Source organism: Allobosea sp. LjRoot90 (genome assembly GCF_964254315.1).
Taxonomy (GTDB): domain Bacteria; phylum Pseudomonadota; class Alphaproteobacteria; order Rhizobiales; family Beijerinckiaceae; genus Allobosea.
In genome coordinates this window covers 805,361-824,896 of record NZ_CAXUTF020000002.1, presented here as the reverse complement: position 1 = coordinate 824,896, position 19,536 = coordinate 805,361, and the positions used below count along the sequence as shown (strand labels likewise).

The following is a 19,536-nucleotide window of genomic DNA, read 5'->3' as shown; positions in this document are numbered from 1 at the left end:
CTCCCTCTCTGTCGTGCCGCCTTGCCGGCGGCCTTTGGCGGAGCGCGTGGGGTCACGCGCTTCCGAAAATCCAGTCTTCACGACCGCTTGCTGCGCCAGGCGCTCGACGCCACCGCGGCGATCAGGATCAGGCCCTGCACCGTCTCGCGCAGCGGCTGCGGCAATCCCATCAGGTTGAGCAGGGTGAACAGCGCAAACAGGCTGAGCGCGCCGGCGACCGCGCCGGTCACGCTGGCGCGTCCGCCGAGCAGTTGCGCCCCGCCGATCACGCAGGCTGCGATCGCCTGAAGTTCCAGCCCCTGGCCGACCGCGGTCGAGACCCCGGCGAAGCCACCGAGCAGGATGCCCGCGGTAACCGCCGACAACGCCGAGATGATGAAGACGAGCACCCGCGTCGCACCGACCGGCACGCCGGAAAGCTCCGCCGCGCGCGGATTGTCGCCGACCGCCAGCACCTGCCGACCGAAGACGGTCGCGTGCAGCAGCCAGGCGGCGAGCGCGACGAAGACTGTGAGGACGATCACCGAGAGCGGCATGATCCCGGTGACCGGAACGTCGCGGTAGACGAGGCGGCCGAGCACCCTGAAGTTCTCCGGCAGATAGCCGCGTGGCGCTCCGCCCGACCACATCAGCGCCGCGCCGTTGAGCGAGAGCAGCATGCCGAGCGTCGCGATGATCGAGGGCACCTTCAGCAGGGTCACGACCAGCCCGTTCACCAGCCCGACGCCGAGCCCGATCAGATAGAGCACGCCGATCGTCCACCAGGTGTTGTCGGGATTGCCGCCGGCCAGCATCGAGCCGCCGAGCACGGTCAGCGTCACCAGCGAGCCCATCGACAAATCGAAGCCGCCGCCGGCGATGACGAAGAGCTGGCCGCAGGCGAGGATGATCAGCGGTGCAGCCCGGCGCAGGAAGTTGAGGAAGCCCTCGACCTCGAAATAGCTCGGCTGCAGCACGGCGATCGTGCCGTAGAGCACGAGGAAGACAGCGACGCCGACATTGACGCCACGCGCGAAGCGCAGCGCGATCGAAGGGGTATTTTGGGCGGCCGCGGCGCTCATGCGACATGCCCCCTGCTGCGTACCGCATAGACGGCGACGGCGAGGATGACGATGGCGCCGCGCAGCACCTGTTTTGGGAAGGCGTCGATGCCGGTCATGTTGAAGACGGCGTCGAGCGTGGCGAACAGGAAGACGCCGGCCATCGTGCCCCAGACCCCGCCGCGACCGCCGGCGAGCAAGGTACCGCCGATCACCACGACCGCGATCGATTCAAGGTCGTAGACGCCGTCGCGGCCGACCCAGGGCGCACCGGCGCGCAGGCGGCTGGCGAGATAGAGCCCGGTCAGCCCGGCCATCAGCGAGCACAGCATATGCGCACCGATGATGACGCGCTCGGTGCGGATGCCGGCGAGGCGGGCGCCGTCGCGATTGCCGCCGGTGGCGTAGAGATGCGCGCCGAAGCGCGTGCGGGTCAGCATCAGCCAGATCGCGAATGCCAGCACGAACAGCAGCAGCACCGACCAGGGCAGGAGGCCGATCCGGCCATAGGCGAAGACCTGGAAGGCTGATGGAACCGAGCCGGCGAAATTGCTGAAGCTCGCGGAGAGCAGGCCTTGCAGGATCAGCCCGACGCCGAGCGTCGCGATCAACGGATTGACGTCGAGCCGTGCGATGATGAGGCCGTTGACGAGTCCGACCGCCGCCGACAGAGCCAGCACCGCCAGCACGGCCGGGGCGATCATCGCCGGCTCGCCCTTCATGATGAAGGAGGCGAGCACGGCTGCGACGCTGATCAGGTTGGCGACGGACAGGTCGATCGAGCCGACCAGGATGGTCAGCGTCTGCCCGAGCGCGACGATGCCGAGGCCGACCATCCGCTGCGTCAGGCCGACGAAGCCCTCGCCGGTGAGATAGGCGTGCTGCCCGGTCGCGAGCGCGGTCACGACATAGAGCGCGAGCGAGCCGGCAAAGAGCAGCGGCGCCACCGGTAGCTCGCGCGTCGGGCGGGGGGCCGCGATGTCGGCGCTGGCGCTCATGCCGCGGCCTCCGTCGTCCCGGTGCCCAGCGCGAGGTGCATCACATCTTCTTCGCTCGCGCCGCGCGCGAGCTCCCCGGCTAGGCGGCCCTCATGCATGACGAAGATGCGGTCGCTGACGCCGATGATCTCCGGCAGGTCGGAGGAGATCATCAGGATGGCGCGGCCGCGGTCGGCGAGACCGCGCATCAGTTGGTAGATTGCCGCCTTGGCGGCGACGTCGATGCCGCGGGTCGGCTCGAGGAAGATCAGCACCTTGGGATCGCGCGCCAGCCAGCGGCCGATCACGACCTTCTGCTGGTTGCCGCCGGAAAGTTCGCGGATCTCCTGCGCGAACCCGGCCGCACGGACATCGACCGCCGTCAATTGCCGGTCGGCGGCGGCACGCGCCATCCCGCCGGAGCCGGGCGGCAGCAGACGCCGCGCAAAAGCACGCAGGGTCATCAGGACATTGTCGCGCAGCGATTGCTGCGGGGCGATGCCCTCCTTCTTCCGATCATCGGAGAGGAAGCCGATTCCGGTGGCGATGGCGGCGCGGGGCGAGCCGATCAGCCCGTCATTCCCGTCGATCATCATGCGGCCGCGGGTGAAGGGCTCGTCGCCGAACAAAGCCCGCCCGAGCGCGCCCTTGCCGGAGCCTTCGAGCCCGGCGACGCCGACGATCTCGCCGGTCCGCAGATCGAGAGCGATGTCGGAGAGGATGGCGTTGCCGGCATCCTTCACAGACAAAACGACTGGTCCGAGCCGTGCCGGATCGCCCGGTGCTGGGAAGAAGTCGGCGAGGTCGCGCCCGACCATCAGCCTGACGATCATCGCCGGCGTCAGTGCCGCAGCCGGGCGCGTCGCGACGAGCTTGCCGTCCTTCAGCACGGTGATGCGATCGGCGATCGCCTTCAGCTCGGCCATGCGGTGCGAGATGTAGAGGATCGCCGCGCCCTCGCGCCTGAGCGTGCCGACCAGTTCGAGCAGCCGGCCGGCATCGCGGTCGTCGAGCGCCGCGGTCGGCTCATCCATCACGATGATCTGCGCATCGAGTGCCAGCGCCTTGGCGATCTCGACCAGCTGCTGCTCGGCGATCGAGAGCGATTTCACCAGCGCGTCGGGATGGACCCTGGCGCCGACGCGTTCGAGCAGCCTGCGGGCACCATTTTGCATAGCATCGCGGTCGAGCAGGCCGCCGCGGGTCGGCTCCAGGCCGAGGAAGATATTGTCGGCGACGCTGCGCTCGGGCAGCAGGCTGAGCTCCTGGTGGATGATGCTGATCCCGGCCCGGCGCGCCTCGACCGGATGCCTGAACGCGATCGGCTCCCCCGCCAGAAGGATCTCGCCCTCATCGGGACGATAGACGCCGCCCAGCACCTTCATCAGCGTCGACTTGCCGGCACCGTTCTCGCCGCAGATCGCGTGGACCTCGCCGGCATGGCAATCGAGGCTGACATCGTCGAGCGCCCGCACGCCGGTGAAGCTCTTGCCGATGCCGCGCATCGAAAGGACCGGCGCGCCCATGCTCATGCGGCACCTGCCTTGGCAGGCTCGCCCGCTTTCGCCCAGCCTTGCCGGATGAAGCCGTGGCTCTCGACGAGCAGCGTGTCGAGATCGGGGAAGAGATCGCGCCAGACCCGTGTTGCCGCCGCCAGCGAGGGCAGCGCCCGGCCGAAGGCCTCGACCGTCAGCCAGCCATCATAGCCGGTGGCGCGAATGGCGCGGAAGGTCGAGGCCCATGGCACATGGCCGCGCCCGACGATGCCGCGATCGTTCTCGGAGAGATGGATGTGATTGATCTCGGGAGCGTAGCGGCTGTAGGCGCCGATCGGGTCGCGCTCTTCGATATTGGCGTGGAAGGTGTCGTACATGTAGCCGAAGTTCGGATGCCCGACCCGCGCATGCAGCGCGCTCGCGGCTTCCATCGTGTTCAGCGCGTAGCATTCGAAGCGGTTGATCGCCTCCAGCGAGAGCGCGATCCCGGCCTTGCCGGCATAGTCCGCCATGGCATGCAGCGCCTCGGCGAGATAAGCGAGCTCGTCCTCGCGCGGGCCTTCGCCGGTGAAGACGCCGACCGGCGAGTGATAGGGACCGGCGATGACGGTGGCGCCGAGCGCCGCGGCGCAGTCGACCGCCCAGCGATGGCGCTCACGCGCCCGCTGGCGGATGGCCGGGTCGGGCGAGAGCGGGTTGCTGTCCTCGGCGACGATGGTGACGATGGTGCGCGCGAGGCCGATCGCGTCGAGCCGGCGGCCGAGCTTCTCATAATGGCCGACATCGCCCTCGAAGACGGGGATCTCGACCCCTTCATAGCCGATCTGCCGGATGCGCTCGCACAGGGGCAGATGCGCTTCGTCGATGAAGCCGCCGACCGTCAGCAGGTTGAAGCCGATCTGGACCATGGTTCGCGGCGCCGCTCAGTGCAGCCGTGGCGCGGTCATGTTGCCGGAAAAAGCCGACGAATCGACGATGCTGATACGCATGATCGGCACTCCTCCCAAATACGGCTCATTCTTCGAAGCCGCCTTGGAATGGATTATGTAATCGATTGCAAAACTGTCAACTGGCGAGTTTCCACGCCGTTCGTCCGCCCGCGCCGCTTGGCTCTGGAGGGCGGCATCGTCATGACGGACAGGGCTAGTCTCCGCATCGGCGCGATTGGTCGCCTTCCGGCGCCGGCCAGCCATCCTGGCCGATCAGAGGCACGAAGCTGACGGCAGCGAGGCGTTCGCTGGTGAAGGCGTCATCAGCCTGCCGCGTCAGCTTGGTCAAAACCTGGTCGTGCCCGCTGTGCCCGACCGGGATCACGAGCCGCCCGCCAATGACGAGCTGTCGTTTCAAGGGCTCGGGGATGTCAGGGCTGCCGGCTGAGACGATGATCGCATCGAACGGCGCCCCTGCGGGCCAGCCCTGCGTCCCGTCGGCACACAGGATTTCGACATTGTCGCAGCCGAGCTGCTGCATTCGTTTCGCAGCTTGCGCCACCAGTGTGGCATGTCGCTCGACCGCGAAGACCTTGCGTGCCAACCGGCTCATCACCGCAGCGGCATAGCCCGAGCCGGCGCCGACCTCGAGCACGGTGTTCTGCGCATCCATTTCCGCCGCCTCCAGCATCAGGGCGACGACATAGGGTTGCGAGATCGTCTGCCCGTCCCCGATCGGGATCGGGCCGTCGCGATAGGCGAAGTCCGCGAGCTTCATTGCCACAAACGCTTCGCGTGGAACCCAACGCATCGCATCCAGTATCCGCTGATTGCGAATGCCGCGGCCGGCAAGTTGCTGCTCGACCATCCGTTTGCGGGCGCAGGCGAAATCGATGGTCGTCGGCATGGGCCGCCTCCGCGGATGGCGAAGCGCCGCGCGGCAAAGTTACCACCTGCGAAGGCGCCACCGAAGAGACAACGCCGTGATGGTGCACGGGTTCTCCGGCGCAATTGCCGCCTCATTCCAGCGGAGAGCCAGAGAGCTGGGCTATAGGCGGGTTGTCGGGCCGGGGGGTTGCGGGGCAGAAGGCATCCGGTCGAAGCTGCCGGACGCCGGTCCCCGGATTCGGATGGGGACGTGGTCGGCCGTCGCCGGCCCAACCGGCATTGTCTCAACTGTTCGAGGGATTCATGCGCGTCGCGATCATCGGCTCGGGTGGAATCGGGCGCGGCTACGCGGCCTATCTGGCTTCGACTGGCCATCAGCCGGTGCTCTGGTCACCGAGCGGCGCGGCGCTCGCCGATTTCGCGGATCGCGCCGAGCTTTCGGTGACCGGCAAGCTCGAAGGGGTCTTTCCTTTCGTACCCGCACGCGATTGCGCCGAAGCTGTCGAGGGGGCGCAGGCTGTCATCGTCGCCGTGCAGGCCAATGGCTTTCGCGCGGTGTTCGAGGCGCTGGCTCCGCAACTGCGTGCAGGTCAAGCGGTGATCGTCAGCGCCCATTGCTCCTTCGCCGCGCTCTATCTGCACCGCCTGCTGGCGGTGCGCGGGCTCGATCTGCCGATCGCCGCCTGGGCAACGACAGCCCTGACCGCGCGCAAGAGCGGGCCGCGCAGTGTCCATATCTCCGGCATCCGCGCGCGGCTCGACGTCGCGACCCTGCCGCTGCGCCATGCCGAGGCCGGGCTGGTGCTCTGCCGCACCCTGTTCGGCGACCGCTTCGAGCCGCGTCCGGACCTGCTCGCGATCATGCTGAGCAATCTCAATCCGCCGGCCCATATGGCGACCATGCTCGGCAACCTGACGCGGGCCGAGAAAGGCGAGGACTGGCCGAATTACGGCTCGATCACGCAGGGCGTCGGCCGCATCATCGACGCCATGGACGTCGAGCGCCTAGGGCTGGCGCGTGCCTTCGGGCTCGAGGTCCGCAGCGTCCAGGACCATTACCGGCTCTCCTTTGGCGTCGAGCCGGCCCCGGTCGGCAAGATGGCGGCGGAAATCTACCGCAAGCGGCCGGAGCTGCTCGGGCCAAAGTCGCTCGACACCCGCTTCATCACCGAGGACGTGCCCTTCGGCCTCGTGCCGCTGGAGCTTCTCGGCGCGGTGGCCGGCATGGAGCTGCCGCTGCACAAGGCCGGAATCGCGCTGTTCGACGCGATCTGCGCACGGGATTTCCGAGCCGAGAACGACCTGCTCCCGGCGCTCGGGCTCAGCGGGTTGAGCGCAGCCGAATTGCATCGCCAACTGCGCGAGGGCTGAGCGGCTCAGTCCCTGACCGGCTCGCCGAGCGTATGCATCAGCCGGTTGGCCCAGCCGAAGATCGCGGCCGACAGAACGAGGTCGAGAAGCTCGACCTTGGAGAGGCCGAGCTCGGCAAGTCTGGCGATGTCGTCGGCCGTGGCCTCGGACGGGGTCTTCGACAGCTTCGCAGCGAAATCGAAGATCGCCTGCTGGTGCTCCTCCAGTTCGGCGTCCAGCCCTTTGTCGAATATTTCTTCGATCACATCGGGGCGCTTGGTCAGGCTGTTGAAGCGCGAGGCGTGCACCGCTGCGCAATAGACGCAAGCGTTGACGATCGAGGCCGCGACGGCGCCGAGCTCGCGCTCGGCCGAGGACAAACCGCCCTTGCCGTACATGATCGCGTTGAACAGCGGCGAGCGCACCTTCAGCGATTCCGGATCATGCGCCAGCGTCAGGACGTAGTCGGAAATCTTCTTGTTCGACGGCGTAACCTGCATCGCATCGAGCTGCTCCGGCGTCGCCTGCGCGAGGTCGACCGGCGTCACATAGGGTGACCAGCGTGGGATCTCGGCAGTGAACTCGTGGACGACGGCGCTCATGCGATGGTCCCCAGCAGCCGCAGCCCGGCGATGACGCGGGCCTGGTAGTTCACGAAGGCGATCAGCTCGGCGAGCCTGACGATATCGGGCTCGGACAAGCCCGCTGCGACCAGCGTGGCGATGTCGGCCTTGGTCGCGTCCTTAGGCGAGAGCGTCACCAGGTCGACATGGCGGATGATCGCGCGCAGCCGCACGTCGGCGTCTGCGGTGGGATCAATGCCGTCCGCGATAGCGAGCAGGGCAGGGCTCTCGCTGGCCCGGCGTAGCAGCGTGCGATAGTGCTCGGCGAGCGCATCGTCGGCATTGGCGCGCGCCATACGGGCGGCAAATGCGGCGCGCTCGCCATGGCCGATACCGCCGGGCTCGCGCGGCAGCAGCACCGCGTCATGCGCGGCCTGGCTGAGGCCGAGAATTTCAGACCGCTCGGCCAGCGTCCCGGCGAGGCCGGAGCCCGCACCCGACAGGGTTTCGATGAGATGGGGGCTGCTCATCCGCATCCTCCTGGGCTGCCTTCGAAGCGATCAAGCACAGCCTACGCTTCATGCTTGACCTGCATCAACTACGATCTATCATCCGATTTAGGAATAATGATCCAGCCAGTGAACGCATGGACCTGCGCCAGCTCGAGGCCTTCGCCGCAGTCTTCTCCGCCGGCAGCATCACCGGCGGCGCGAAGCTGCTCGGCCGCTCGCAGCCGGCGCTGACCCGGCAGATCCAGGAACTGGAGGAAACGCTCGGCTTCAGCGTGCTGCACCGCGCCGGCCCGCGGGTGACGCCGACCGAGCAGGGCTTGCGCTTCCATCAGGAGGTCGAGCCGGTGATCGCCTGGCTCCGGCAATTGCGGGAGCGCGCTGACGCGATCGCCGCCGACAAGCCGCGCTCCCTCGAAGTCGCCTCGATCGCCTCCTTCGCTGCCGGCATGCTGCCGGCCGCCCTGGCGCGGCTCGGCGAAGACGCGCTGCCCGAGCAGGTCCACATCCGCGCGGCGCTGGCCGAGCAGGTCGTGCAATCGGTCGCGACCCATGTCGCCGAGATCGGCATCACCAGCCTGCCGGTCGATCACCCCGCGCTTGAAATCCATTGGATCGGCGAGGCGCCCTGCGTCGTGGCGGTGCGCGCCGACGATCCGTTGGCGCAGGCCGAGACGATCCCGCTTGCCGCGGTCGCGGGCCGCCGGCTGATCGCCATGGCCAATCCATTCCGCTGGCGCCGGCGTGTCGATGCCGCGCTCGAACGCGCCGGGGTCAAGCCCGCGGGAATGCTCGACGCCAATACCTCGAACACCGCGCTGATGGCGGCGCGCGCCGGGCTCGGCATCGCCATCCTCGAACCGGTCATCGCCTATGGCATGCCGCTTGAAGGCGTCGCGATCCGCAAGCTCGACGTTCCCATCTCCTTCCTCTGGGGCGTGGTAACGCCCTATGGCCGCCCGGCGACGCCGCTGGTCGACGGGCTGATCGCGGCGCTGGAGGCGATCTCGCGCGAGACGTTGCCCGGCTTCGTCAAGCATCCGCCGACGGCGCGCGAGCGACTGATGGTCGAGCTGTTCGGCCCCGCGCCTGCCAGGCCTGCCCGGGGCGCGGCATGAACGCGGTGTCTCCCGTTCCGGTTGGCCTTCCTGCGCTGGAGCAGCGCCTGCGCCAGGATCTCGAATGGCTGGAATGGCCGGCCAAGGACTGGGTGCCGCCGCGCGAGCATGAGGGGCAGCGCGTCCGTGACGTGGTGATCGTCGGCGCCGGCATGTGCGGCCTCGCCGCCGCCGGCGCACTGAAGGGGCTCGGTCTCTCGAACATCGTCTTGCTCGACCGCGCTCCCGCCGGCCGGGAGGGGCCCTGGGTGACCTATGCTCGGATGGAGACGCTGCGCTCGCCGAAGCAGCTCACCGGCCCGGCGCTGGGCTTGCCGGCGCTGACTTTCCGGGCCTGGTACGAGGCGCAATATGGCCGCGCCGCCTGGGACGCCCTCGGCAGGATCCCGCGGCCCATGTGGATGGATTATCTCATCTGGTATCGAAAGGTGCTGGACCTGCCGGTCGAGAACGGCGCCTGTGTCGATGCGGTCGTGCCGCGAGGAGATCTCTTGGCGCTGACGGTCTCGGGCGCGAGCGGCTCGCGCACGATTTTCGCCCGCCATCTCGTCCTTGCCACCGGCCGCGACGGGCTGGGCGCCCCGTGGGTGCCGCCGATCGCTGAGGCGATCGATCGCCGCTTCTGGGCACACAGCGCCGACGACATCGATTTTACGGTGCTGGCGGGCAAGCGCGTCGGCGTCGTCGGCGCCGGTGCCTCGGCCATGGACAATGCCGCGACCGCGCTGGAGCACGATATCGCCAGCCTCGATCTGTTCGTGCGCCGCAAGGAGTTGCCGCGCATCAACAAATTCACCGGCATCGGCAGCCAGGGCGTCGTCCATGGCGTCGCGGGCCTGCCGGACGAATGGAAATGGCGCTTCTTCGACTATGCGCTGAAGGCGCAGACGCCGCCGCCGCGCGACTCGACCCTGCGCGTCTCGCGTCATGCCAATGCCCGCTTCCATCTCGGCAGCCCGATCCTCGCGCTGGAGGAGCGTAACGACGCGCTGGCGCTGACGACGCCGAAGAGCAACTACACCCTCGACTTCCTGATCTTCGCCACCGGCTTCTCGGTCGATCCCGGCGAGCGTCCGGAACTCGCTGCGATCGCGCCGTTCATCCGCTTCTGGAAGGACCGCTACGTCCCCGAAGGGATCGATAATCCCGAGCTGGCGCATTCGCCCGATCTCGGCCCATCCTTCGAGTTCCAGGAGAAGCGGGCGGGCGAATGCCCGGCGCTGTCGCGCATCCACTGTTTCAACTACCCGGCGATGCTGAGCCACGGAAAACTCTCCGGCGACATTCCCGCCGTCAGCGCCGGCGCCGACCGGCTCGGCCGCGGCATCGCCCGCGCCCTCTTCGTCGCCGACCGCGAGGCGCATTACCGCTCGCTCGTCGCCTATGACACGCCCGAACTGCTCGGCGACGAGTGGACCGATGCCGACGCTATGCCTGCCGACCTCTCCGTTTCCACCTCCTGAAGGAGTGCCTCGATGATCAAGCGCCTGTCGATCGCCGCCGCCCTCGGAGCCACGCTCCTCATGACCGGCGCCGCCCGCGCCGACTACCCGGAGAAGCCGATCGAGATGATCGTCGCCTTCGCGCCCGGCGGCGGCACCGACGTCGCCGCCCGCTCGATCGCCCGCTACATGGAGAAATATCTCGGCGGCAATGCCCGCATCGGGGTGATCAACAAGCCCGGTGCCGGCGGGGAGATCGGCTGGACCGCGGTCGCCCAGGGCAAGCCCGACGGCTACACGATCGGCTTCATCAACGCTCCGGCGATCAATGCGCTGGTCGTCGAGGGCAAGACCAAGTTCAAGATGGGCGACCTGCAGCCGATCGCCAATCTGGTCTATGACCCCGGCGTCCTCGTCGTGCCGAAGACCAGCGCCTACGCCTCGCTGAAGGACCTGATCGACGCCGCGAAGAAGGCCTCGACCCCGATCGTGATCGGCACCTCCGGCGCCAGCGGCTCCTCCGAGCATATTGCGCTGCTGAACTTCCAGCGCCTCGCCGGCACCAAGTTCACCCCGGCCTTCTTCGGCGGCACGGCCCCGGTCCGCCAGGCCGTGCTCGGCGGCCATGTTCCGGCCGCGACGATGAACCTGAGCGAGGCGCTCCAGATCGCCCGCGAGGGCAACATCAAGGTGATCGGCGTGATGAGCGCCGAGCGCTCCGCTTACCTCCCGGACGCGCCGACCTTCCGCGAAGCCGGCTACGACGTCGTCGTCGGCGCCTCGCGCGGCATCGCGGCACCCAAGGGCGTGCCGGCCGATGTCGTCGCCAAGCTGGAGAAGGCGATCGACCAGGCGCTCAAGGATCCCGAATATCTCGACGCTGCCAAGAAGGCCGAGATCCCGCTGCAATATCTCGCCTCGAACGACTTCAAGGCCTTCCTCGATCGTGCCACCACCGATCTCGAGGCGACCTGGAAGGCGACGCCGTGGAAGTGACGGAGGAGGCGCCGCCGGCCGTCGCCGAGGGCCGCTCGCGCAGCCCGGTCGAGATCGTCTTCGCGCTCGTCCTCGTTGCGGTCTCCGTCGCGGCCATCGCGACCGCGTCCCAGTACCCGGTCGAGAGCGCTGCCTATCCGGTCACGATCGCCGCCGGCATGGCGGTGCTTGGAGGCTGGATCGCGATGCGCGAGCTCCTGCGCCGTCGGCGCGGCAACCCGACGGCAGGCGCCTTCGCGCAGCACGGCCCGCGCCTCGCCATCGGGGTTGCGGCGCTCGTCGCCTATTTCGCTGCGGTCAGCGTGGTCGGCTTCATTCTGCCAAGCCTGGCGCTCTGCGTGCTGCTGCCCGCGGCGGTGGGCTTCCGGCGCTGGCGGCTTGCGGCCGTGGTTGGGCTCGTCTGCGTCGTTTCGATCCTGCTGATCTTCGTCTACGCGCTCGGTCGGCCGATCCCCGAAGACCTTCTTTCACCCCTGCTGGCGAAGCTGCGATGATCGACGCCCTGCTGCACGCGCTGCCGCTCGTCTTCGCCCCGATGAACATCCTCGCCATGTTCATCGGCTTGATCGCTGGTCTCGTCGTCGGTTGCCTGCCGGGGCTCACCGTCGTCACCGGCCTTGCCGTGCTGATCCCGCTGACCTTCGGGCTCGATCCGCTCTTTGCGCTCGGCATGATGGCCGGCATGTACAATGGCGGTTCCTATGGCGGCGCGATCCCGGCGATCCTGATGCGCGTGCCGGGCACGCCGGCTTCGGTCGCGACCGTGCTCGACGGCTACAAGATGACCCAGAAGGGGCAGGCGGCCTATGCGCTGCAGGTCGCGCTGCTCTCGGGCGTGATTGGCAGCGTACTCTCCTCGATCTCGCTGATCCTGCTCTCGCCGCCGCTGGTCTCGTTCAGCCTGCTCTTTGGGCCGATCGAATATTTCTGGCTCGGCATCCTCGGCCTCGCCACCGTCTCCTCCCTGCTCGGCGACGACCTGCCGAAAGGTCTGATCGCCTGCGGCATCGGCCTCCTGATCGGCGCGGTCGGTCAGGACATCTCGAACGGCACCGAACGCTTCACCTTCGGCCAGCTCGATTTGCTCGACGGCTTCAGTGCGATCGTGCTGCTGACCGGGCTCTTCGCCGTTCCGCCGGTGCTGCAGATCGTCGAGGAAGCCGTGAAGACCGGCATGAGCGGCGACAAGCTCAAGCTGCACCGCCAGGGCTCGGCACTCAGCCAATGGCGCTTCTTCACCCCGGTTTGGATCCGCAGCTCGATCATCGGCATCATCATCGGCATCCTGCCGGGCGCCGGCGGCAGCATGTCGTCCTTCCTCGCCTATAACGAGGCCAAGCGCGTCGCCCGCAACCCCGAGACCTTCGGCCACGGCAATCCGGAAGGCGTCGCGGCCTCCGAATGCGGCAACGGCGCCGACAATGCGGCGTCGCTGATCCCGGCGCTGGCGCTCGGCATTCCAGGCTCCGGCGTCGCCGCCGTCATCCTCGGCGGCCTGCTCGTGCATGGCCTCAGGCCTGGCCCGCAGCTCTTCCGCGAGCATCCGGACATTGTCTACGGCTTCATGCTGCAGTTCCTGGTGACGTCCTTCATGCTCGCCATCGTCGGCGGCCTGGCGGCGACGCGCATCTTCGGCCAGGTGTTGCGCCTGCCGCGCATTGTGCTCGCCCCGGTGATCCTGCTCTTCGTCACTGTTGGCGTCTATTCGGTCAACAACTCGCTGTTCGACCTCTGGGTCCTGCTCGGCGTCGGCCTGATCGGCTACGTGCTGGAGCGCCTGGATTACCCGAGCGCGCCGATCGTACTCGGCCTGCTGCTCGGCCCGATGGTGGAAAGCCAGCTGAGACTGGCCCTGACCATCTCGGGCGGCAACGCTTCGGCGCTGGTCTCGACGCCGATCGCGATCATCCTGGCTTTGCTCAGCGCCGCGATCCTGCTGACGCCGGCCTGGCGTCGCTTCCGCCAGCGCCGCACCGTCGCAGCCTGAGCGGCGCGGCGGAATCGCCGCGCTCGCTATTCGCAAATGACGCTGTTCAGCCCTTCTGGCCAGCCATTACCCGCTGCATGCCGCTCAGCACGGCCTTGAGCGAGGCCATGACGATGTTCGGGTCGATGCCGACGCCGTGCACGACCCGGCCCTTCTCGTCCTGGAGCTGGACATAGCAGGCGGCGGTCGCATTGGCGCCGCGCCCGACCGCATGCTCGTGATAGTCGAGGAAGGAGAACTCGACGCCAAAGGTCGTCTTCAGCGCGTCGACGAAGGCGTCGATTGGCCCATTGCCGACGCCCTCGATCGTCCGGATCGCGCCGTCCTGCTTCAGCTCTGCCGTCAGCGTCCGCGAACCCTGCGCGTCCGGGAAGGTCTTGTGCGTGATCAGCTCAAGCGGCGCGTCGGCGAGGAGGTAGGTCTTGCTGAACAGGGCCCAGAGCACCGCGCTGGTGAGCTCCTTGCCCTCTTCGTCCATCTGCTCCTGCGCGATCTTCGAGAACTCGATCTGCAGCGGGCGCGGCAGGTCGAGGCCGTGATCGGCCTGCAGGATATACGCGATGCCACCCTTGCCGGATTGCGAGTTGATCCGGATCACCGCCTCGTAGTCGCGGCCGACATCCTTGGGGTCGATCGGCAAATAGGGCACCTGGAAGATCGGATCGTTGCGCTTCTCCTGCGCGTCGAAGCCCTTCTTGATCGCGTCCTGATGCGAGCCGGAGAAGGCGGTGTAGACGAGCTCGCCGACATAAGGGTGGCGCTCGTGGACCGGCAGCTGCGTGCAGTATTCGGCGATGCTGCGGATCTCGTTGACATCGCGCAGGTCGAGCGCAGGATCGATCCCTTGCGTGAACAGGTTCAGCGCCATGGTGACGATGTCGACATTGCCGGTACGCTCGCCATTGCCGAACAGCGTGCCCTCGACACGGTCGGCACCGGCCATCAGCGCGAGCTCGGCCGCCGCCACCGCCGTGCCGCGGTCATTGTGCGGATGGATCGAGAGCAGCACGCTGTCGCGGTCGGAGATGTTGCGGCCGAACCATTCGAACTGGTCGGCGTAGACATTGGGCGTCGCCATTTCGACGGTCGCCGGCAGGTTCAGGATCAGCTTGTTCTGCGGGGTCGGCTTGATCACCGCCTTGACCGCCTCGCAGATCTCCAGGGCGTAGTCGAGCTCGGTGCCGGTGAAGCTCTCCGGCGAATACTCGAAAGTGAAGTTGGTCTCAGGTGCTTGTGCAGCGAGCGCCTTGATCTGGGCGGCCGCATCGGTCGCGATCCTGACGATGCCCTTGCGGTCGGAGCGGAAGACCACGTCGCGCTGCAGCGTCGAGGTCGAATTGTAGAAGTGCAGGATGACGTTCTTCGCCCCCTTCACTGCTTCGAAGGTGCGCTCGATCAGCTCGGAGCGGCACTGGGTCAGCACCTGGATCGCGACATCGCCCGGGATCGCGCCGCTCTCGATGATCGAGCGGACGAAGTCGAAATCGGTCTGCGACGCCGCGGGGAAGGCGACCTCGATCTCCTTGAACCCCATCTTCACCAGGAGGTTGAACATGCGGTCCTTGCGATCGACGCCCATCGGCTCGATCAGCGCCTGGTTGCCGTCGCGCAGGTCGACGGAGCACCAGATCGGCGCCTTGGTCAGCACCTGCGACGGCCAACGGCGATCGGGCAGGTTGACCGCCGCATAGGCGCGGTACTTGGAAATCGGCATCGTGGTCATAAGGAAACCCTTGCGAAGGATGCGGCGTCCGGCCTGCTCAGGGCTGGGCTGCGCCGCCATGCGATGGACAGGCCTTTAATCCCGGCGCGCTCACGGCGCCGGGCGGCTAAGTCGAAGGGTCAGGCCCCGGATGGCGGACCGAAATCGCATGGTCGGACATAACCATCATGGCGGAGGAAGATCAATCCTGATGCCGCGACCGCTCCCGAACCGCGCGGGTTGAAGACAAACTGTCATTCGTTTGTCGCGTAAGCATCTGCACAAGCTCGGCCTTCGAGTCACGAGCCGGCGATGCTGCGTTTCCTCACCCTTCGCGTCCTGCGCGCGCTGCTGACTGTCGCGATCTGCGTCTCGGCGGTGTTCCTTGCGCTGCGCCTCGCCGGCGACCCCGCCGACATCATGCTCTCAATCGAGACGCCGCCTGATGTGCGCGCGCATTACCGCGAACTCTGGGGGCTCGATCGTCCGCTCGCCGAGCAGTATCTGCGCTATCTCGCCAGTGTGGTCCGCGGCGATTTCGGCCTCTCCTTCGCCGATGACCGGCCGGCCTTCGCCGCGGTCGTCGACGCCCTGCCAAAGACCTTCCTGCTTGGCGCCTGCGCGCTCATGCTCGCTCTGCTGATCGGCATGCCGCTCGGCGTCCTGGCGGCGCTGCGCCACAACAGCGCGGTCGACCGGCTCGCCATGGCGGTCGCGGTGCTCGGCTATGCGATCCCGATCTTCTTCCTTGGAATCCTGCTGATCCTGCTCTTCGCGCTCAAGCTGCGCGTGCTGCCCTCGGCGGGGTCCGAGACGCTGTGGCACCTGATCCTGCCGGTGGTGACGCTGGCCCTGCCGCTCTCCGGGCGGCTCGCCCGCTTCTCGCGCACCGCCACGCTCGAAGTGCTCGGCAAGCCGTTTATCCGCGCCGCCCGGGCTCGAGGGGTGATGCCGCTTTCCGTCATCCTGCGCCATGCCTTGCCCAATGCGGCGGTACCGCTCCTGATGTTCATCGGCATCGAGATCGGCCACATTCTCGCCGGCAGCGCCGTGGTCGAGACGATCTTCGCCTGGCCCGGCATCGGCCGGCTCCTGGTTGATTCCGTCTCGTCGCGCGATCTCGCCGTGGTCCAGGCAGTGATCCTGACGGTTACTGTGGTCATGGTCGCGGCCAATCTCCTGGTCGACATCCTGCACATCCTGATCGACCCGCGCCTCGGCGGCTTCTCGCGCAGCCTGGGCAAGCCGGCATGACGGCGAGCCTCGATCTCGGCGCTGTTCCCGCCGCCCGTCCGCGCGGGCGCCGCATGTCGCCGGTGGTGAAGCTCTCGGCCGGCTTCCTGATCCTGGTCGTCATGATCGCAACCCTGGCGGACTGGCTGGCGCCGATCCACTACACCACCCAGAACCTGCTCGCGCGGCTGAAGCCGCCGCTGACGCAGGGCGGCGGCATGACCTACTGGCTCGGCACCGACCAGCTCGGCCGCGACATCCTCAGCCGCATGATCTACGCGGTGCGCACCTCGATCCTGATCGCGGTGATGGGCACGCTGATCGGCGCGGTGTTCGGCACGCTGCTCGGCTTCATAGCAGCGCGGATGCGCGGCATCGTCGACCAGATGATCATGATGCTGGTCGATGCACAGGCGGCGATCCCGGCGTTGTTCCTGGCGCTGACCATGCTCGCTTTCTTCGGCAACAACATCGTGCTGTTCATCGTCCTGGTCAGCATCGACGGCTGGGACCGTTATACGCGGCTGGCGCGCGGCCTCGTCGCCTCCGAGCAGGAGAGCGACTATATCCACGCGGTCGAGGCACTCGGCGCGCGCACTTCCCGCGTGGTCCTGCGCCATCTCCTGCCGAACATCCTCGCCGCGCTCGTGGTGCAGGCGACGCTCAATTTCCCCGGCACGATCCTATTGGAGACTTCGCTCTCCTTCCTCGGCCTCGGCGTGCAGCCGCCCGGCACCTCGCTCGGCCTGATGCTCGGCGAGGGCCGGCGCTATCTCCTGAATGCCTGGTGGATCGCGGTCTTTCCCGGGCTCATTATCTTCCTGACGACGCTGTCGATGAGCCTGTTCGGCGACTGGCTGCGCGACCGCCTCGATCCGACCAGCGAACGGCACTGAGGCCATGGGTTTCGATATTCGCAGCAATGCCAGCCCCCTCCCGCTCGCCATCGCCCATCGCGGCGGCGCGCTGCTCGGGCCAGAGAACAGCGCGGAGGCGTTCGAGCAGGCCAAGGCCGTCGGCGCCGAGATTATCGAGACCGATCTGCGATTGAGCGCCGACGGCGCGCTGATCTGCCTGCACGATGCCGACCTCCGGCGCATCGCCGGCGACCGGCGCCTCGTAGCGGAAACCGGGCTTGCAGAACTGCGGGCGGTCCTGCCCGGCCTGCTGACGCTGGAGGAGGCGATCGCCGCCTCCGCGCCGATCGGATTGCTGCTCGACCTTAAGCTGACCGACCCGGCCGTGCTGCCGCGCATTCTCGATACCGTCACGGCAGCCGGCGCGACCGAGCGTGTGCTGCTGGGCCTGCGCTCGCTCGACCTCATCGCCGCCGCGCGTGCCTTGTCGCAGGAGATCGCGATCCTCGCTTTGGTCCCGGATCCGGAAAGCTTCGAGCAGACGAAAATCCTCGGCGCCGACTGGTTCCGCTTCTGGCAGGGCGAGGCGACGGCCGAGCGCATCGCCGCCGCGCGTGCCGTCAGCTTGCGCACTGTCGTCATGGTCGGGCAGCCGCGCTCGGTCGCCATAGCCGGCTATCCGCCCTTTCCGGTCGGGCGGATCGATGCCGACGGGATCGATCACGTCCTGTCGCTCGCGCCCGATGCGGTAATGCTCGACGATCCCCGACAACTGTTGTCCACACGCTCCGTCATGGCCCTGTCGTCCAACTGAGGCATGGCAGCGCGATCGCGGCGAGCCGGACCGGCATCGCCGCCGACATCGCTGCGAGACATGCCATGACCCCGATTTCCCGCCGCCGTTTCCTGGAGGGCGCCTCCGTCGCCTCGGCGCTGCTTGCTACCCCGCAGGCCTTCGCGGCAGGCGAGACGCGCCAGACCTTCACCGTCGCGGTCGCCGATTTGCCGGCGACGCTGGAGCCGGCGCGCGAGCTTTCCAATGTCGGAACGCGCGTCACATACTCGATCTTCGACACGCTGATCCGACGCGATTTCTTGGGGGCCAGCGATGGCGGCGGTTCGGAGCTGAAGCCGCATCTGGCGGTGAAATGGGAGCGCGTTTCGCCGCAGGAGCTGGTCGTCACGCTGCGCCAGGGCGTCAAGTTCCACAATGGCGACGAGCTGACCTCGGAAGACGTCGCCTACACCTTCCGTGACGGCCGCCTCTGGGGCGACAAGGCCCAGATCCCCGGCGGCAAGCCCTATTTCGGCATCCTCGCCAGCGTCGAGCCGATCGACCGCTACAGCGTCCGCTTCCGCACCAAGGTCGCCGACGTCTTGCTGGAGCAGCGGCTCGCCTCCTGGTGCGCCTGGATCGTCAACAAGCGTGCCTATGAGGCGATGGGCTTCGAGGCCTATTCGAGGAAGCCGGTGGCGACCGGCCCGTACCGCGTCGTTTCGCACTCGGCTGCCGAAGCCACGGTGCTGGAGGCCTTCGACGACTACTTCATGGGCAAGCCGACGGCGAGGCGCGTCACCTTCCGGCGCGTGCCGGAGCTGGCGGCGCGTGTAGCCGGCTTGGTCGCTGGTGATTATGACCTGATCACCAATATCCCGCCTGACCAGATGAGCGTGGTCGGCGCCTACAAGGATATCGACGTCCGCTCCGTCGTCCTCGCGAACGTCCATGTCCTTGCCTATAACGAGCAGGACAAGGTGCTGGCCGACAAGCGGGTTCGGCAGGCGCTGAACCTCGCGATCGACCGGCAGAAGCTGGTCGATGCGCTCTGGCAGGGCACGGCGCAGGTGCCGCCGAGCCACAATTTCCCCGAATACGGCCAGATGTTCGTTGAAGGCCGCAAGCTGCCTTACGATCCGGCCAAGGCCAAGGCACTGCTGCAGCAGGCCGGCTACAAGGGCGAGCCGATCGTCTACCGCACCATGGCGAACTACTACACCAATGCGCTCGAAGCGGCGCAGATCCTTGTCGAGCAGTGGAAGGCCGTCGGCATCAACGCCTCGCTGCAGGTCGTCGAGAACTCGACCCAGATGCGCGGGGCCGGCGCGCAGATCTTCAACTGGTCGAACTCGACGCGCCTGCCCGATCCGCTTGGCGCGATCTGGGTCGCCTGGGGCCCCGCCGGCGAACACCAGATCTCGAAGTTCTGGACCTCGGCTGAGGGCTTCAACAAGGCCGGCACCGCGCTGGAGGCGGAGGTCGATCCGGCCAGGCGCAAGGCGCTGTTCACTGAGATGCTCGACATCTGGGAGGACGAGGCGCCGGCCACGATCCTCTACCAGCCGAGCGAGGCCTACGCGATCAAGAAGGCGATCGCCTGGCGGCCGACGACCTTCTATTTCATGGACCTGCGCCCGGACAACCTGTCCTTCGCCCGCAGCTGAACATCAC

19 protein-coding genes are annotated in these 19,536 nt (G+C 67.5%); 11 read left to right on the top strand and 8 right to left on the bottom strand.

Going from position 1 to position 19,536, the window contains the following annotated elements; all coding sequences use genetic code 11:
* Window positions 1-77 precede the first annotated feature (77 nt).
* Genes ACSQ3M_RS10725 through ACSQ3M_RS10710 form a run of 4 tightly spaced genes read right to left on the bottom strand, consistent with a single transcriptional unit; the run spans window position 78 to window position 4,421 of the window.
* A complete protein-coding gene (locus ACSQ3M_RS10725) occupies window positions 78-1,061 on the bottom strand; it encodes an ABC transporter permease (RefSeq protein ID WP_436150048.1) in 984 nt (327 codons plus the stop codon).
* Window positions 1,058-2,038, bottom strand: coding sequence for an ABC transporter permease (locus ACSQ3M_RS10720; RefSeq protein WP_436150047.1), 981 nt, complete (start codon window positions 2,036-2,038; stop codon window positions 1,058-1,060). The genes ACSQ3M_RS10725 and ACSQ3M_RS10720 overlap by 4 nt, the downstream gene beginning before the upstream one ends.
* Window positions 2,035-3,549 (bottom strand): sugar ABC transporter ATP-binding protein, encoded by a 1,515-nt coding sequence (locus tag ACSQ3M_RS10715; protein WP_436150046.1) that lies wholly within the window; start codon window positions 3,547-3,549, stop codon window positions 2,035-2,037. Before ACSQ3M_RS10715 ends, ACSQ3M_RS10720 begins: the two co-directional genes overlap by 4 nt.
* On the bottom strand, window positions 3,546-4,421 hold the full coding sequence (locus ACSQ3M_RS10710; RefSeq protein ID WP_436150045.1) for a sugar phosphate isomerase/epimerase family protein: 876 nt from the start codon (window positions 4,419-4,421) through the stop codon (window positions 3,546-3,548). Before ACSQ3M_RS10710 ends, ACSQ3M_RS10715 begins: the two co-directional genes overlap by 4 nt.
* Here ACSQ3M_RS10710 and ACSQ3M_RS10705 point away from each other — a divergent pair.
* A complete protein-coding gene (locus tag ACSQ3M_RS10705; RefSeq protein WP_436150044.1) occupies window positions 4,420-4,563 on the top strand; it encodes a hypothetical protein in 144 nt (47 codons plus the stop codon). The two genes, ACSQ3M_RS10710 and ACSQ3M_RS10705, sit on opposite strands and share 2 nt — an antisense overlap.
* Window positions 4,564-4,656: 93 nt before the next feature.
* On the opposite strand, the gene ACSQ3M_RS10700 is transcribed toward ACSQ3M_RS10705, so the two are convergent.
* Complete coding sequence (locus ACSQ3M_RS10700) at window positions 4,657-5,349, bottom strand: protein-L-isoaspartate(D-aspartate) O-methyltransferase (protein WP_436150043.1); 693 nt, start codon at window positions 5,347-5,349, stop codon at window positions 4,657-4,659.
* 284 nt (window positions 5,350-5,633) lie between these two features.
* On the opposite strand from ACSQ3M_RS10700, the gene ACSQ3M_RS10695 reads away from it, so the two are divergent.
* Window positions 5,634-6,701 (top strand): NAD/NADP octopine/nopaline dehydrogenase family protein, encoded by a 1,068-nt coding sequence (locus tag ACSQ3M_RS10695; RefSeq protein WP_436150042.1) that lies wholly within the window; start codon window positions 5,634-5,636, stop codon window positions 6,699-6,701.
* 5 nt (window positions 6,702-6,706) lie between these two features.
* Here ACSQ3M_RS10695 and ACSQ3M_RS10690 read toward each other — a convergent pair whose 3' ends face one another.
* Window positions 6,707-7,282, bottom strand: coding sequence for a peroxidase-related enzyme (locus tag ACSQ3M_RS10690; protein WP_436150041.1), 576 nt, complete (start codon window positions 7,280-7,282; stop codon window positions 6,707-6,709).
* Window positions 7,279-7,773 (bottom strand): CMD domain-containing protein, encoded by a 495-nt coding sequence (locus tag ACSQ3M_RS10685; protein WP_436150040.1) that lies wholly within the window; start codon window positions 7,771-7,773, stop codon window positions 7,279-7,281. The genes ACSQ3M_RS10690 and ACSQ3M_RS10685 overlap by 4 nt, the downstream gene beginning before the upstream one ends.
* 116 nt (window positions 7,774-7,889) lie before the next feature.
* Here ACSQ3M_RS10685 and ACSQ3M_RS10680 point away from each other — a divergent pair, with 116 nt between their 5' ends.
* The 5 genes from ACSQ3M_RS10680 to ACSQ3M_RS10660 are packed head-to-tail and all read left to right on the top strand — an operon-like array spanning window position 7,890 to window position 13,295.
* Entirely contained in the window at window positions 7,890-8,870 is a 981-nt protein-coding gene (locus ACSQ3M_RS10680) for a LysR family transcriptional regulator (RefSeq protein WP_436150039.1), read from the top strand.
* Window positions 8,867-10,333 (top strand): NAD(P)-binding domain-containing protein, encoded by a 1,467-nt coding sequence (locus ACSQ3M_RS10675; RefSeq protein WP_436150038.1) that lies wholly within the window; start codon window positions 8,867-8,869, stop codon window positions 10,331-10,333. The genes ACSQ3M_RS10680 and ACSQ3M_RS10675 overlap by 4 nt, the downstream gene beginning before the upstream one ends.
* Before the next feature lie 12 nt (window positions 10,334-10,345).
* On the top strand, window positions 10,346-11,308 hold the full coding sequence (locus ACSQ3M_RS10670; protein WP_436150037.1) for a Bug family tripartite tricarboxylate transporter substrate binding protein: 963 nt from the start codon (window positions 10,346-10,348) through the stop codon (window positions 11,306-11,308).
* Window positions 11,299-11,802: a tripartite tricarboxylate transporter TctB family protein gene (locus ACSQ3M_RS10665; RefSeq protein ID WP_436150036.1), complete on the top strand. Its 504-nt coding sequence runs from the start codon at window positions 11,299-11,301 to the stop codon at window positions 11,800-11,802. The genes ACSQ3M_RS10670 and ACSQ3M_RS10665 overlap by 10 nt, the downstream gene beginning before the upstream one ends.
* Window positions 11,799-13,295 carry a tripartite tricarboxylate transporter permease gene (locus ACSQ3M_RS10660; RefSeq protein WP_436150035.1) on the top strand — a complete coding sequence of 499 codons (1,497 nt, stop codon included), beginning with the start codon at window positions 11,799-11,801 and terminating at the stop codon, window positions 13,293-13,295. Before ACSQ3M_RS10665 ends, ACSQ3M_RS10660 begins: the two co-directional genes overlap by 4 nt.
* Window positions 13,296-13,341: 46 nt before the next feature.
* Here ACSQ3M_RS10660 and leuA read toward each other — a convergent pair whose 3' ends face one another.
* Window positions 13,342-15,009 (bottom strand): 2-isopropylmalate synthase, encoded by a 1,668-nt coding sequence (gene leuA, locus ACSQ3M_RS10655; RefSeq protein WP_436150300.1) that lies wholly within the window; start codon window positions 15,007-15,009, stop codon window positions 13,342-13,344.
* Between the two features lie 300 nt (window positions 15,010-15,309).
* Between leuA and ACSQ3M_RS10650 the strand changes: the two genes are divergently transcribed.
* The 4 genes from ACSQ3M_RS10650 (at window position 15,310) to ACSQ3M_RS10635 (ending at window position 19,529) form a co-directional block, all read left to right on the top strand.
* A complete protein-coding gene (locus ACSQ3M_RS10650) occupies window positions 15,310-16,251 on the top strand; it encodes an ABC transporter permease (RefSeq protein WP_436150034.1) in 942 nt (313 codons plus the stop codon).
* Window positions 16,248-17,126: an ABC transporter permease gene (locus tag ACSQ3M_RS10645; protein WP_436150033.1), complete on the top strand. Its 879-nt coding sequence runs from the start codon at window positions 16,248-16,250 to the stop codon at window positions 17,124-17,126. Before ACSQ3M_RS10650 ends, ACSQ3M_RS10645 begins: the two co-directional genes overlap by 4 nt.
* Before the next feature lie 4 nt (window positions 17,127-17,130).
* Window positions 17,131-17,901 (top strand): glycerophosphodiester phosphodiesterase, encoded by a 771-nt coding sequence (locus tag ACSQ3M_RS10640; protein WP_436150032.1) that lies wholly within the window; start codon window positions 17,131-17,133, stop codon window positions 17,899-17,901.
* A 65-nt stretch (window positions 17,902-17,966) separates the two neighbouring features.
* Complete coding sequence (locus ACSQ3M_RS10635) at window positions 17,967-19,529, top strand: ABC transporter substrate-binding protein (protein ID WP_436150031.1); 1,563 nt, start codon at window positions 17,967-17,969, stop codon at window positions 19,527-19,529.
* Window positions 19,530-19,536 lie beyond the last annotated feature (7 nt).